The 14,444-nt window shown below is 71.2% G+C and carries 8 protein-coding genes; 3 read left to right on the top strand and 5 right to left on the bottom strand.

The genetic code is table 11. The features are described from left to right. Nucleotides 1-469: 469 nt before the first annotated feature. Together OG844_RS09090 and OG844_RS09085 are read right to left on the bottom strand one after the other, a co-directional pair. On the bottom strand, nt 470-940 hold the full coding sequence (locus OG844_RS09090; RefSeq protein ID WP_406389362.1) for a PaaI family thioesterase: 471 nt from the start codon (nt 938-940) through the stop codon (nt 470-472). 98 nt (nt 941-1,038) lie between these two features. Next, nucleotides 1,039-3,309 (bottom strand): FdhF/YdeP family oxidoreductase, encoded by a 2,271-nt coding sequence (locus OG844_RS09085; RefSeq protein WP_406389361.1) that lies wholly within the window; start codon nt 3,307-3,309, stop codon nt 1,039-1,041. Nucleotides 3,310-3,559: 250 nt separating this feature from the next. On the opposite strand from OG844_RS09085, the gene polA reads away from it, so the two are divergent. Continuing rightward, on the top strand, nt 3,560-6,271 hold the full coding sequence (gene polA / locus OG844_RS09080; protein WP_406389360.1) for a DNA polymerase I: 2,712 nt from the start codon (nt 3,560-3,562) through the stop codon (nt 6,269-6,271). A gap of 60 nt (nt 6,272-6,331) precedes the next feature. Here the strand turns inward: polA and OG844_RS09075 are convergent, their stop codons facing one another. After that, a complete protein-coding gene (locus OG844_RS09075) occupies nt 6,332-7,198 on the bottom strand; it encodes a DUF4184 family protein (RefSeq protein ID WP_406389359.1) in 867 nt (288 codons plus the stop codon). A gap of 188 nt (nt 7,199-7,386) precedes the next feature. On the opposite strand from OG844_RS09075, the gene OG844_RS09070 reads away from it, so the two are divergent. Further along, nucleotides 7,387-9,069 carry a lytic transglycosylase domain-containing protein gene (locus OG844_RS09070; protein ID WP_406389358.1) on the top strand — a complete coding sequence of 561 codons (1,683 nt, stop codon included), beginning with the start codon at nt 7,387-7,389 and terminating at the stop codon, nt 9,067-9,069. 72 nt (nt 9,070-9,141) lie between these two features. Here OG844_RS09070 and hrpB read toward each other — a convergent pair whose 3' ends face one another. Both hrpB and OG844_RS09060 read right to left on the bottom strand, forming a co-directional pair. Continuing rightward, the gene (gene hrpB / locus OG844_RS09065; RefSeq protein WP_406389357.1) at nt 9,142-11,643 is read right to left on the bottom strand and encodes an ATP-dependent helicase HrpB; all 2,502 of its coding nucleotides are present in this window, start codon (nt 11,641-11,643) and stop codon (nt 9,142-9,144) included. Between the two features lie 25 nt (nt 11,644-11,668). Beyond that, nucleotides 11,669-12,493, bottom strand: coding sequence for a class I SAM-dependent methyltransferase (locus OG844_RS09060; RefSeq protein ID WP_383806101.1), 825 nt, complete (start codon nt 12,491-12,493; stop codon nt 11,669-11,671). Nucleotides 12,494-12,888: 395 nt separating this feature from the next. On the opposite strand from OG844_RS09060, the gene rpsA reads away from it, so the two are divergent. After that, nucleotides 12,889-14,403, top strand: coding sequence for a 30S ribosomal protein S1 (rpsA, locus tag OG844_RS09055; protein WP_406389356.1), 1,515 nt, complete (start codon nt 12,889-12,891; stop codon nt 14,401-14,403). Nucleotides 14,404-14,444: the final 41 nt, after the last annotated feature.

Raw genomic sequence — 14,444 nt, 5'->3', positions numbered from 1 at the left:
CGTGACTCTATGGGCAGCCGAGGGGGTGCGGGACAGGTCCGCTGATGATGTGACTGTCTTGTTATGCCATGGGGAAGGGTTGGTGGGAGCAGTGTGGACATTTACGGCTTGCGAAGTGACCGCATGCTGAGAACGCGCAGCTCTGCTAAGGCGCTTGAGGCGATCTTGGTGCTGTCGCACGAATCGGGGCGCAAGGGGCGCGGCGAGGCTGTCCCTCCGGACCGGGGACGCGGCGCGCGCTATTTTTCGTGTATTGCACACCTGTTACGCAGTGTTACATCTGGGTGATGTGTTCGATTCGCTGCGGTGACCGCTGTGGCTGCTGAAGTGGCTCATGGAACGTGTGCCGTGGTCAAGGGTGTTGACCGAGCGTGGTGGTCAACGTCTCAGCCCTGCTCCGGATATGGGTCTGCCCGGTCCGGAATGCGGTGCGATTTCCGGACCGGGCAGGGGTGTTGTGGCGATCGGTTCAGCCGGCGGCGGGCGGGGGGACGTCGCGGAGCAGGCAGGTGAGGCGGGCCGTGCAGACGCGCTTGTCCTGCTCGTCGGTGATGACGATCTCGTACGTGGCGGTGGACCGGCCGCGGTGTACGGGGGTGGCGACGCCCGTGACGAGGCCGTTCCGCACCCCGCGGTGGTGGGTGCAGTTCAGGTCGACGCCGACGGCGATCTTGGTGGCGCCGCCGTGGAGCATGGTGCCGATGGAGCCGAGTGTCTCGGCGAGGACGGCGGAGGCGCCGCCGTGGAGCAGTCCGTAGGGCTGGGTGTTGCCTTCCACGGGCATGGTGCCCACGACGCGCTCGGCGGAGGCCTCGACGATCTGCACGCCCATGCGCTCGCCGAGGTGTCCGGCGGAGAAGAGGGCGGGGAGGTCGACGCCGAGTGCGGCGTACTCGTCGATGATCTCCTGGGGGAACGTGGGTGCGATGTGCTCGCCCATGGGGTCCGGCTCCGTTCGTCTGCGGTCGTTCGTTGCTGTGTGCACTGTTCTTACCAGACGGCTGAGCGAACGCTTAGCCGCTGGTGGGTCCAGGATTCTCAGGCCTTCTCGAAACGGATGACGACGGACTTGCTGGCCGGGGTGTTGCTGGTGTCGGCGGTGGCGTCGAGCGGGACGAGCACGTTGGTCTCGGGGTAGTACGCGGCGGCGCACCCGCGCGCGGTCGGGTAGTGGACGACGCGGAAGCCCGGTGCGCGGCGCTCGGCGCCGTCCTTCCACTCGCTGACCAGGTCGGTGTACGAGCCGTCGGCGAGCCCCAGGGCGCGGGCGTCCTCGGGGTTGACCATCACGATGCGCCTGCCGCCCTTGATGCCGCGGTAGCGGTCGTCGAGGCCGTAGATCGTGGTGTTGTACTGGTCGTGGGAGCGCAGGGTCTGCAGCAGCAGCCTGCCTTCGGGGAGCTCGGGGTACTCGACGGGTGCGGCGGTGAAGTTGGCCTTGCCGGTGGCGGTGGGGAAGCGCCGTTCGTCGCGGGGGGCGTGGGGGAGCGCGAAGCCGCCCGGGCGGGCGACGCGGGCGTTGAAGTCCTCGAAGCCGGGTACGACGCGTGAGATGCGGTCCCGGATCGTCCCGTAGTCCTTCTCGAACTCCTCCCACGGTGTCGTGGAGGCGGGGCCGAGGACGGCGCGGGCCAGGCGGGCGACGATCGCCGGCTCGGAGAGCAGGTGGGGGCTCGCGGGCGTGAGGTTGCCGCGGGAGGAGTGGACCAGGCCCATGGAGTCCTCGACGGTGACGAACTGCTTCTGCCCGGCCTGGACGTCCTTGTCGGTGCGGCCCAGGGTGGGCAGGATCAGGGCGCGGGTGCCGGTCACGGCGTGGGAGCGGTTGAGCTTGGTCGACACGTGCACGGTGAGCCGTGCGCGGCGCATAGCCGCTTCGGTGACGGTGGTGTCGGGTGTGGCGGCGACGAAGTTGCCGCCCATGGCGAAGAAGACCTTGGCCTCGCCGTCGCGCAGCGCCTGGATGGACCGTACGACGTCGTAGCCGTGGTGGCGCGGCGAGGTGATGGCGAATTCCCTGTCCAGGGCGTCCAGGAAGGCGGCGGAGGGCCGTTCGAAGATGCCCATGGTGCGGTCGCCCTGGACGTTGGAGTGGCCGCGCACGGGGCAGACGCCGGCGCCGGGCCTGCCGATGTTGCCGCGCAGCAGGAGGAAGTTGACGACTTCGCGGATGGTCGGCACGGAGTGCTTGTGCTGGGTGAGGCCCATGGCCCAGCAGACGATGGTCCGCTGGGAGGCGAGGACCATGGCGAGCGCTTCTTCGATGTCGGCGCGGTCCAGGCCGGTGGCGGTGAGTGTCTGCGCCCACTCGGCGGCGCGGGCCGCTTCGGCGAAGTCCTCGTATCCGTGGGTGTGCCGGGCGACGAAGTCGGTGTCGACGGCGCCCTCGGTGTCGAGGATCAGCTTGTTGAGCAGGCGGAAGAGGGCCTGGTCGCCGCCGATGCGGATCTGCAGGAAGAGGTCGTTGAGGGCGGCGCCCCTGATCATGCCGCGGGCGGTCTGCGGGTTCTTGAACCGCTCCATGCCGGCCTCGGGCAGCGGGTTCACCGAGATGATCTTCGCTCCGGCGGCTTTGGCCTCTTCGAGGGCGGAGAGCATCCGGGGGTGGTTGGTGCCCGGGTTCTGCCCGGCGACGATGATCAGGTCGGCGTGGTGGAGGTCCTCCAGGCTGACGCTGCCCTTGCCGATGCCGATGGTCTCGGTGAGTGCGGATCCGGACGACTCGTGGCACATGTTGGAGCAGTCCGGCAGGTTGTTGGTGCCGAACTCGCGGGCGAAGAGCTGGAGCAGGAACGCCGCTTCGTTGCTGGTGCGGCCCGAGGTGTAGAAGAGGGCCTCGTCGGGGGAGCCGAGCGCGGTGAGTTCCTCGGCGAGGATCCGGAAGGCGCGCTCCCAGGTCACGGCCTCGTACCGGTCGGCGCCCGCGGGCAGGTACATGGGTTGCGTGATGCGGCCCTGCTGGCCGAGCCAGTAGCCGCTGCGGGTGGCCAGGTCGGCGACGGGGTGCGCGGCGAAGAAGTCGGGGGTGACGCGGCGCAGGGTCGCCTCCTCGGCGACGGCCTTGGCACCGTTCTCGCAGAACTCGGCGGTGTGCCGCTTGTCGCCCTCGGGCCAGGCGCAGCCGGGGCAGTCGAAGCCGTCCTTCTGGTTCACCTTGAGGAGGGTCTGCGCGGTGCGGCGCACCCCCATCTGCTGCTGGGCGACGCGCAGGCTGTGGGCGACGGCGGGCAGCCCCGCGGCGGCGTGCTGGACCGCTTCGACCTGCGGCGCGTCCTGGACCGGGTCACCGGTCGGGGGCTTGGTGGCCATGGTGCTCCCCTTCGAGCGCTTGCGAACCCGCGATCCGCGCGTACGCGTCGTGGCGTCCTGTCACGTTTTCCCTGTCGGCGATGTGACTGTCTCCGATCCTGTCACGCACGGCCGCCGCGGCGTCCGGAGGGCGGCGGGGGTGCTGCGGTTTCGGGCGGGGTGCGCGGTCAGGGGCGCCCGGGCCGTGCTCGACCGGGGGACGAGCGGCGGCCGGTCCGGATTGTCGGTGGTCCGTGGCAGGATCGGGGGCGTGGCTGAGACGGCATCGAAGAAGACGGCAGACAACCGACCGCGCCTGCTCCTGATGGACGGGCACTCCCTGGCGTACCGGGCGTTCTTCGCCCTGCCCGCGGAGAATTTCACGACGGCGACGGGGCAGCCGACGAACGCCGTGTACGGCTTCATGTCGATGCTGGCGAACACGCTGCGCGACGAGGCGCCCACGCATTTCGCGGTCGCGTTCGACGTGTCCCGCAAGACATGGCGTGCGCAGAAGTTCCCTGAGTACAAGGCGAACCGTTCCAAGACCCCCGACGAGTTCAAGGGGCAGGTCGAGCTGATCGGCGAGCTCCTGGACGCGATGCACGCGGACCGGTTCGCGGTGGACGGGTTCGAGGCGGACGACGTCATCGCGACGCTGGCCACACAGGCCGAGGCGGCGGGCTTCGAGGTGCTGATCGTCACGGGCGACCGTGATTCGTTCCAGCTGATCACGGACAACGTGACGGTGCTCTATCCGACGAAGGGCGTCTCGGAGCTGACGCGTTTCACCCCGGAGAAGGTCCAGGAGAAGTACGGGCTCACGCCGGGGCAGTATCCGGATTTCGCGGCGCTGCGCGGTGACCCCTCGGACAACCTTCCGGGGATCCCCGGTGTGGGTGAGAAGACGGCTGCCAAGTGGATCAACGAGTTCGGGTCGTTCGCGGAGCTGGTCGAGCGGGCCGACGAGGTCAAGGGCAAGGCCGGCCAGAATTTCCGGGACCACCTGGACGCGGTGAAGATGAACCGCGTGCTGACCGAGATGGTCCGTGACGTGGTACTGCCGAAGTTCCCGGCCGAGCTCGAGCGTGCTCCGTACGACCGCACGGCCGTCACGGGTGTGCTGGACGTCCTGGAGATCCGCAACCCGAGCCTGCGCGAGCGGCTGCTCGCCGTCGATCCGGGTGCGGAGGAGGCCGGTCCGGCGGAGCCCGCGGCCGGCATCGAGCTGGACGGATCGGTTCTGGGCTCGGGCGAGGTCGCCCCGTGGCTGGAGGCCCATGGCGGGCAGCCGCTCGGCATGATGACCGTCGACACCTGGTCGCTGGGCACCGGCACGGTCACGGAGGTCGCGCTCGCAGCCGCTGACGGGGCCGCCGCCTGGCTGGACCCGGCCGAGCTCGACGAGGCCGACGAGCGGGCTCTGGCCGCATGGCTCGCGGACCCGGAGCGGCCGAAGGTCCTGCACAACGCCAAGAACGCCCTGCGGGTCCTCCCGGAGCAGGGCTGGCGGCTGGACGGCATCGCCATGGACACCGCGCTCGCCGCCTATCTCGTCAAGCCCGGCCGCCGCTCCTTCGCGCTGGACGCGCTGGCCGTGGAGTACCTCGGCCGTGAGCTGGCCCCCGCCCCCGCCTCCGACGGGCAACTGGCCTTCGGCGCGGACGACCGCGCGGAGGCCGATGCCCTGATGGCGCAGGCCCGCGCGGTGCTGGACCTCGGGGACGCGTTCACGACGCGTCTGCAGGAGGCCGGTGCCACCGAGCTGCTGTACGACATGGAGCTGCCCACGTCGATCATGCTGGCGCGCCTGGAGCGGCACGGCATCGCCGCCGACCGGGCCCATCTGGAGGGCATGGAGCAGCAGTTCGCCGGTGCGGTGCAGCAGGCGGTGAAGGAGGCGCATGCGGCCGTGGGCCGTGAGTTCAACCTCGGCTCGCCCAAGCAGCTCCAGGAAGTGCTCTTCGGTGAGCTGGCCCTGCCGAAGACGAAGAAGACGAAGACGGGCTACACGACCGACGCGGACGCGCTGGCGTGGCTGGCCGCGCAGACCGAGCACGAGCTGCCGGTCATCATGTTGCGCCACCGGGAGCAGGCGAAGCTGCGGGTCACGGTCGAAGGCCTGATCAAGACGATCGGTGCGGACGGCCGTATCCACACCACGTTCAACCAGACGGTCGCGGCGACGGGCCGGCTCTCCTCCACCGACCCCAACCTGCAGAACATCCCCGTCCGTACGGACGAGGGGCGGGCGATCCGCCGGGGCTTCGTCGTCGGCGAGGGTTTCGAGACGCTGATGACGGCGGACTACAGCCAGATCGAGCTGCGGGTGATGGCCCATCTCTCCGAGGACGCCGGTCTGATCGAGGCGTTCACCTCGGGCGAGGACCTGCACACGACGGTCGCCTCGCAGGTGTTCGGTGTCGAGAAGTCGGCCGTCGACGCGGAGATGCGCCGCAAGATCAAGGCGATGTCGTACGGGCTGGCCTACGGGCTCTCCGCGTTCGGGCTCTCCCAGCAGCTGAACATCGAGGCCGGGGAGGCGCGCGGTCTGATGGACACCTACTTCCTGCGGTTCGGCGGGGTGCGCGACTACCTTCACCGGGTCGTGGAGGAAGCCAGGTCCACCGGGTACACGGAGACGGTCTTCGGTCGGCGCCGCTACCTCCCGGACCTGAACAGCGACAACCGTCAGCGGCGTGAGACGGCCGAGCGGATGGCGCTCAACGCCCCGATCCAGGGGACGGCCGCCGACATCGTGAAGGTCGCGATGCTGAACGTGGACCGCGCGCTGACGGAGGCGAAGCTGACGTCGCGGATGCTGCTCCAGGTCCACGACGAAATCGTTCTGGAGATCGCGAAGGGTGAGCGGGAGCAGGTCGAGGAGATCCTGCGCCGGGAGATGTCCACGGCGGTCGAGCTCCGTGCGCCGCTGGACGTCTCCGTGGGTGTCGGCACGGACTGGGAGACGGCCGCGCACTGACGCGTCTGCCGCCTGAAAGGGGCCGCCTTCGGGGAGTGGGCCCTCCTCGATGGCGGTCCCTCAGTGCGCGTCCTCGTTCGCCGGGCGGGTCCGTGTACCGGGCCTGCCCGGCGGGCGGTGGTGGCGCGGTGTCCGCAGCCGCATCCACGCCCCGTACAGCACGAGTCCGACCGCCAGGCCCGCGCCCGCCCCGAAGCACGCGGTCGGGATGATGTCGAGCGGTGTGCTGAGCTGCCCGAAGTAGGCGTACCAGCGGGCACACCGGTGGACGACACCGAGCAGTACGCACACGGCGAGCAGGACGCCCGCCCATCGGCGCTCCGCCCGGCCGAGTACCGGTACGGACTCCGGGGCGGCCGCCGGCCCGGTCCGGCGCAGGCCCGTGTACGTGAACCAGGCCAGGACCGTCAGGGCCACGGCCGAACTCCCGTACTGGACGAACTGGAACACCGGGAAGCCGCCGATGCTGCGGCTGAGCACGGGAACGAGTTCGGTCCCCCACCGGTCGTGATGGGTGAAGGCGTCCCACACGACATGCGTGCCCGCGCCGATGACCGCGGACAGGACGAACCACAGAGCTTCGGGCACGGTCGGCAGTGTTCCGGGATCCCGCCGCCGGCCCCGTACGAAGGTGTGCACGCGGCCCTGCCACGCGGTGGGCAGGATTGCGACGAGCGGTTCGCGCAGCAGCAGCCAGAGCGCCACCAGGGCCGAGGCGATGGCCACGTCCACCGTGAACACCCCCCACACCGCGTGGGTGACCGCGCCGAACTCCATCGCCCCGGGAACGGCCGTGTCCGCGAAGTAGGTCATATCGGGTGCGAACGAACCCGCGACGAGTGCGGAGGCGGCCAGCGGGCCACGACCCGTCCCGGACCGGCGGATGCCCGGTAGTACGGCTGCGGCGTGGCTGAGCGTGAACGGCATGACGGCAAGTATGCGTGAGCCCCCGTCACTTGCCCGATCCGCCTGACCAAGGCAACGACAGCTTCGTGAAAAGTCGGTAAGAACCGGTCATGTGCCAGTGTTCGGGCGGCACAAGTTGCCGTAGGGTCGCCTGAGTCCTCGCGCTGGGGAGAGCGCGAACAGCCGTCGACGGGGAGGGACCAGAACGTATGGCAGCGCAATTCGGCCGACGGCTTCGCAGGGGGGCCACCACCACTGCGGTGGCGGCAGCCGCTGTCGCGGCCCTCTCCGCCTCGCAGGCTCCCGGGGCCCCGCTCGCCGAAGGCGGTGACCCGACGGCGTCCGGTTCCGCATCGCCCGGCGACAGTGCGGCCACCGGCAACTCGCCTTACTACACGGACCTGCCGCCGCTCAACACGCCCAACAAGCCCGGTTCGTCCGTCAATCTGCCGGTCACCGGCAGTGCGGAAGCGGGCATACCGGCATCGATCCTGGCGGCGTACAAGAAGGCCGAGCAGGACCTCGCGAGCTCCGACGCGGCCTGCGCCCTGCCCTGGCAACTCCTCGCGGCGATCGGCAAGGTCGAGTCCGGCCAGGCCCGCGGCGGCAAGGTCGACGCCAACGGCACCACGTTCTCCCCGATCCTCGGCCCGGCCCTCAACGGCCAGGGCTTCGCGCTGATCAAGGACACCGACGGCGGAGCGTACGACGGGGACTCCACCCACGACCGCGCGGTCGGCCCGATGCAGTTCATCCCGCAGACCTGGGCCACCTGGGGCCAGGACGGCAACGGCGACGGACGCAAGGACCCCAACAACATCTACGACGCGGCGCTGGCCGCAGGGCGCTACCTCTGCGCGGGCCCCCGGAACCTGGCCGTCGCCGCCGACCTCGACAAGGCCGTGCTGAGCTACAACCACTCGACGGAGTACCTGCGGACGGTGCGCTCCTGGTTCGAGTTCTACAAGCGCGGCACCCACGAGGTCCCCGACGGCACGGGCGTCCTCCCCTCGGGCGACACCAGCGGCTCCGGCTCGTCGCCGGACCCCAGCCCCTCCCCGCCCGGGACGGGCGGCAGCGGCGCGACCCCGAGCCCTTCGCCGACCCCGCCCAAGCCGGGCGGCAGCGGTACGCCCAGCCCCTCGCCGACGCCGCCGCCCGAGCCGACGCCGCCTCCCGCGCCGTCCCGGACGCTGGGCAGCCTCGAGAACGCGGGCACCGGCCCCCTCGCCGCGACGGCGGGCGAGGCGTTCACCGAGCGCGTCAAGGTGCGGGCCAGGGACACGCTCGGCTCGCCCCTCGCCAAGACCTCGGTCACCTTCACGATCACCGGCGACACCGACACCCGCTTCTCCGGCCAACGGAGCACGGTCACGATGCCCACCGCGGCGGACGGCACCGTCACCGCGCCCGTCCTCAACGCGGGTGAGAAGACCGGCGGGTTCAGGGTGACGGTCGTGGCCGGCACCAGCAAGCCGCGCATCCTCACCTACACGGCGGCCGTCGCCGCCCGGCAGGCCGACACGATCGCCCGGACCGACGAGAAGGCCCTGACGGCCGCCCCCGGCGCCGAGTTCGCCGACACCGTCGAGGTCAAGGCGACGTACAAGGGCATCGCAGTGGCGGGCACCGCCGTCACCGCAACGATGATCACCGACAGGGAGACACCGGCCGAGAACGACAAGGGCCCCCACTTCAAGGACGCGGACGGCAACACGGTCAGGACCCTGACGGACCTCAAGACCGGCGACGACGGGGTCCTGAAGCTCCCGAAGATCTTCGCCGACGACACGGCGGGCACCTTCCTGCTGCGTCTCACCACCGCGAGCGGCGCCACGCTCGTCGTCGAACTCGTGGTCGAGGCACCGGCTGTCGAGGCGCCCGCCGCCTGACCCGGACCGCCGGCACACCAGCCCCCCTGCCGCACCTGCGGCAGGGGGGCTGGTGCGTACCGGACCCAGCGCCTACTCGCGCCGCAGCCTGGCCGAGGTGAAGCGCGTCGCCTCCACCGTCGTCGGGTCCTCGGGCCACGGGTGCTTCGGGTACCGGCCGCGCAGCTCGGCCCGCACCGACTTGTAGCCCTCCCGCCAGAACGACGCCAGATCCGCCGTCACCGCCGCGGGCCGCCCGGCGGGGGAGAGCAGATGGACCAGGACGGGCACCCCGGCCACCCGGGGCGTCTCCCGCAGCCCGAACAGCTCCTGGAGCTTCACCGCGAGGACCGGCTGCTCGCCGCCGTACTCCACCCTGATCCTCGACCCGCTCGGCACCGCGATCCGCTCCGGGGCCAGTTCGTCGAGCCGGGCGGCATCGCCCGTCGCCCACGGCAGCAGCCGCCGCACCGCCTGCCCGGCATCGATCCGCGCCAGATCCGAGCGCCGCCGCGCCCGCGACAGTTCCGGCTCCAGCCACTCCTCGGTACGCGACAGCAGTGCGCCGTCCGACACATCGGGCCACGGAGTCCCCAGCTCCCGGTACAGGAACGCGAGCCGCAGCCGCAGCTGCTCGCTGTCCCGGGTCCACCGCAGCAGCCCCGTGCCCTCGCGCCGCAGACCGTCCAGCAGCGCGCCGCGCACCAGTGCGGGGTCGGGCTGCCTCAGCGCGCGCACCGACAGCTCGACAGCCCCGAGCCGCTCCACGGAACGGGCCACCACGTCGCCGTCCACCCAGCGGACCTCCTCGCCGGAGAACCGCAGATGCCCGGCCGCCAGCCGTGCCGTGTCCTCGTCGACGACCGCCGCCAGGCGCACCCGGGCGGACGCCGAGTGCGCCGGGCGGTCGGCGACCGCGACGGCCAGCCACGGTGCGCTGCGCAGCCGCGAGCCCTCCCGGAGCTCCGCCCCGGTCCCCGAAGCCATCAGGAAAGCCCCCTCGCCCCGGGCCCGCGCCACCCGCTCCGGGAACGCCAGCGCCGCCACCAGTCCCGCGGCCACGTCGTCCGACCCCGCACCCGAGCCGGTGGTGCTGCCGAGCGAGGACGACAGCCGCCTCACCTCCTGCCGCCAGCGCGCCGCGTAACCGTCGCCACCCCGCCGCGCGGTGCGCAGCGCTGCCGCCAGATCGTCCCCGTACTCCCGCGGCGGTTCCTCGCTGAGCAGCGCCACGACCTCCGAGGCCCGGCGCCCGCCCACCTCGTCCGCACCGTCCAGCAGGGCCCGCGCGAGGCGCGGGTGCAGGCCCAGGCGGGACATCCGCACGCCCCGGTCAGTCACCCGCCCCGACGCGTCCACCGCGCCCACCGCGGTCAGGACCTCCCGTGCCGCGCCCATCGCCCCGGCCGGCGGCGGATCCAGCAGGGCGAGCCCGGAGGCGTCCGGATCGCCCCAGCACGCCGCCTGCAGCGCGAACGCGGCCAGATCGGCCACCTTGATCTCCGGGGACGGGAACCGGGCGAGCCGCCCGTCCTCGGCCTGCTCCCAGCAGCGGTACACGGCGCCGGGCGCCTCACGTCCGGCCCGGCCCGCGCGCTGCCGTCCGGCCGCCTGGGACGCCCGTACGGTCGTGAGCGCGCTCAGGCCACGCGCATGGTCGGTGCGGGGCTCCCTGGCCAGCCCGCAGTCCACGACGACCCGCACCCCCGGCACCGTCAGCGACGACTCCGCCACGGAGGTCGCGAGCACCACCCGGCGCCCCTGCGACGACCCCGCGAGCACCGCGTCCTGCACGGCCGCGGGTGCCCGGCCGTGCACCTGGAGCACCTCGGCACCCACTCCCGCGAGCTGCCCGGCCACCCGGCCGATCTCCCCGACGCCGGGCAGGAAGCACAGCACGTCGCCCTCACGCTCGGCGAGCGCGCGGCGCACCACGGCGGCCACGTGCGTCAGCAGTGCCGGATCGACCCTCATGCCGTGCGGCGGGCGCACGGACCCGGCCGGCGGCGCCCACACCACCTCGACCGGGTGGGACACCCCCTGCGCCTCGATCACGGGAGCGCCGCCCAGCAGACGGGCCCAGCCCTCCGCGTCCGTCGTCGCCGACGCGGCGACCAGCCGCAGGTCCGGCCTGATGGCCGCCCGCACGTCGAGGAGGAACGCGGCGACCGTGTCGGCGTCCAGATGGCGCTCGTGGCACTCGTCGATGATCACGACATCGACGCCGGCCAGCTCCTGGTCGCGCTGCAGCCGCTGGAGCAGCACCCCGGTGGTCACGACCTCGACCACCGTGTCGCGCCCCACCACCCGCTCCCCGCGCACGGTGAAGCCGACGCGGCCGCCCGGCTGCTCACCGATAAGCCAGGCCATCCGCCGCGCCGCCGCCCGTGCCGCGATCCGCCGGGGCTCGGCGACCACCACCCGGCGCGCCGGACCGCCGCCGGTGAGGCCGGCGAGCACCAGGGGTACGAGGGTCGTCTTGCCTGTCCCGGGCGGTGCGCAGAGCACCGCGACCCCCCGGTCGTCGAGTGCCCGCTCCAGAGCGGGCACAGCGGTGCGTACGGGCAACTGGCCGAGGGCGTCGGTACGGATCACGCCCCCAGTCTCGTACGCCGGCCCTTCACCAGGTCCGGCGGTCCCGCTCGCACACGAAGATCGCGGTCCCGGGGATGAGGTTGCCACGCAGGGGGGACCAGCCGCCCCACTCCTGGTTGTTCCAGGCGGGCCACTCGGGCTCCACCAGGTCCGTGAGCCGGAAGCCGCCCGCCACCACGTCGCGCACCCGGTCGCCGAGTGTCCTGTGGTGCTCCACGTACACGGCGTCGCCCCGCTCGTCCTGCTCCACGTAGGGGACCCGGTCGAAGTAGGAGGCGGCGACCGAGAGCCCTTCGGGGCCCGGCTCGTCGGGAAACGCCCAGCGGACCGGGTGCGTCACCGAGAAGACCCAGCGGCCCCCGGGCCTGAGCACCCGGTGTACCTCACGGAACACCTGTACGGGGTCGGCGACGAAGGGCACCGCCCCGTAGGCGGAACAAGCCAGGTCGAAGGAGCCGTCCCGGAACGGGAGCCTGCCCGCGTCGGCCTCCACGAGGGGGACGTCGTCGCCGATCCGCAGCGCGTGCTGGAGCTGGCGGTGCGAGAGGTCCAGGGCCACCGGACGGGCGCCCTGCGCCGCCAGCCACCGCGAGCACTGGGCCGCGCCGGCGCCGATCTCGAGGATGTCCAGGCCCTTCAGCCCGGCGGCGGGGCCCAGCAGACCTGCCTCGGCCTCGTCGAGGCCCTCCGGGCCCCAGATGAAGCGGTCGTCCCCCAGGAAGGCCCCGTGGTCGCTCTGGTACTCGTCGGCGTTCCGGTCCCACCAGCCGCGACTTGCCCGGCTGCTCTCCGATTCCCCGGCCTCCCGGCGGGTCGCTTCAGGTTCGGACCCACGGATCTCTTGGCTCATCGTGCCCGTCGTTGTAGTTTGCCTTCACCCGCCCCACACGGTGCCCGACCGGGCTGTACGGGTGAGTACGGCCGCGTGCGTGCGGAACGGTGCCGTGGCCGATGTGGCCTCGGACAACATGAGTTGTGCCGGGAATGGGCTGTTGTGCCCCGCGTGTGCGCCTTCGCGCATTGACCGCTTCCGGCTGCCCCCGTATGCTACAAGTTGCGCCGCGAGCCTGCGCGCTTCAGACCTAGCAGGCCGCGCTCGCGTCTGTCGTACTCCCCTCGGTTGTCGAGGCTCCTTCCGGAATCCGGTCGGGTGCTTCCAGAGCTGTCCGGCGTCTTCAGAGGCGATACGGGCTTACGGCGTAGCAGTAACTTCGACTCTCTGTCCGTACCGGAGCCCTTTCCCACATGACGAGCAGCACCGAGACCACCGCCACCACTCCGCAGGTTGCGGTCAACGACATCGGCGACGCGGACGCGTTCCTCGCGGCGATCGACGAGACGATCAAGTACTTCAACGATGGCGACATCGTTGAAGGCGTCATCGTCAAGGTTGACCGGGACGAGGTTCTCCTCGACATCGGTTACAAGACCGAAGGCGTCATCCCGAGCCGCGAGCTCTCGATCAAGCACGACGTCGACCCGAACGAGGTCGTCAAGGTCGGCGACGAGATCGAGGCCCTGGTTCTCCAGAAGGAGGACAAGGAAGGCCGCCTGATCCTCTCGAAGAAGCGCGCTCAGTACGAGCGTGCCTGGGGCACCATCGAGAAGATCAAGGAAGAAGACGGCATCGTCACCGGTACCGTCATCGAGGTCGTCAAGGGTGGTCTCATCCTCGACATCGGCCTCCGTGGCTTCCTGCCGGCGTCCCTCGTCGAGATGCGTCGTGTCCGCGACCTCCAGCCCTACGTGGGCAAGGAGCTCGAGGCCAAGATCATCGAGCTGGACAAGAACCGCAACAACGTGGTCCTGTCCCGCCGCGCCTGGCTCGAGCAGACCCAGTCCGAGGTGCGCCAGACGTTCCTCACGACCCTGCAGAAGGGTCAGGTCCGCTCCGGCGTCGTCTCCTCGATCGTCAACTTCGGTGCCTTCGTGGACCTGGGTGGCGTCGACGGTCTCGTGCACGTCTCGGAGCTCTCCTGGAAGCACATCGACCACCCCTCCGAGGTTGTCGAGGTCGGCCAGGAAGTCACCGTCGAGGTTCTCGACGTGGACATGGACCGCGAGCGTGTCTCCCTGTCGCTCAAGGCGACGCAGGAAGACCCGTGGCAGCAGTTCGCCCGTACGCACCAGATCGGGCAGGTCGTCCCCGGTAAGGTCACCAAGCTCGTTCCCTTCGGTGCGTTCGTGCGCGTCGACGAGGGCATCGAGGGCCTGGTCCACATCTCCGAGCTGGCCGAGCGTCACGTGGAGATCCCGGAGCAGGTCGTCCAGGTCAACGACGAGATCTTCGTCAAGGTCATCGACATCGACCTCGAGCGCCGTCGCATCAGCCTCTCGCTGAAGCAGGCCAACGAGGCCTTCGGTGGCGACCCGGCTTCGGTCGAGTTCGACCCGACGCTGTACGGCATGGCCGCGTCGTACGACGACCAGGGCAACTACATCTACCCCGAGGGCTTCGACCCCGAGACCAACGACTGGCTCGAGGGCTTCGAGGCTCAGCGCGAGGTCTGGGAGACCCAGTACGCCGAGGCGCAGACGCGCTTCGAGCAGCACCAGGCCCAGGTCATCAAGTCCCGCGAGGCCGACGAGGCCGCTGCTGCCGAGGGCGCTGCTGCCCCGGCCGCCGGCGCCCCGGCTGCCTCCGGCGGCAGCGGTGGCGGCGGCTCGTACTCCTCGGAGTCCGACGACAACTCCGGCGCCCTGGCGTCGGACGAGGCGCTGGCTGCCCTGCGCGAGAAGCTGGCCGGTGGCCAGAGCTGACGCTCTGACCCCAGTCGCTCATCGGCCGTAGAGCTGTAGAG

It is taken from the genome of Streptomyces sp. NBC_00887 (assembly GCF_045207585.1).
Note: the sequence above shows the minus strand (reverse complement) of the source record. Positions and strands in the feature narration are given on the sequence as shown.

What these genes read in the sequence shown, in the direction of transcription:
- OG844_RS09070 (WP_406389358.1), top strand. Translation starts at nt 7,387, where the DNA reads ATGGCAGCGCAATTCGGCCGACGGCTTCGCAGGGGGGCCACCACCACT.
- OG844_RS09060 (WP_383806101.1), bottom strand. Translation starts at nt 12,493, where the DNA reads ATGAGCCAAGAGATCCGTGGGTCCGAACCTGAAGCGACCCGCCGGGAG.
- OG844_RS09090 (WP_406389362.1), bottom strand. Translation starts at nt 940, where the DNA reads ATGGGCGAGCACATCGCACCCACGTTCCCCCAGGAGATCATCGACGAG.
- OG844_RS09075 (WP_406389359.1), bottom strand. Translation starts at nt 7,198, where the DNA reads ATGCCGTTCACGCTCAGCCACGCCGCAGCCGTACTACCGGGCATCCGC.
- OG844_RS09085 (WP_406389361.1), bottom strand. Translation starts at nt 3,309, where the DNA reads ATGGCCACCAAGCCCCCGACCGGTGACCCGGTCCAGGACGCGCCGCAG.
- rpsA (WP_406389356.1), top strand. Translation starts at nt 12,889, where the DNA reads ATGACGAGCAGCACCGAGACCACCGCCACCACTCCGCAGGTTGCGGTC.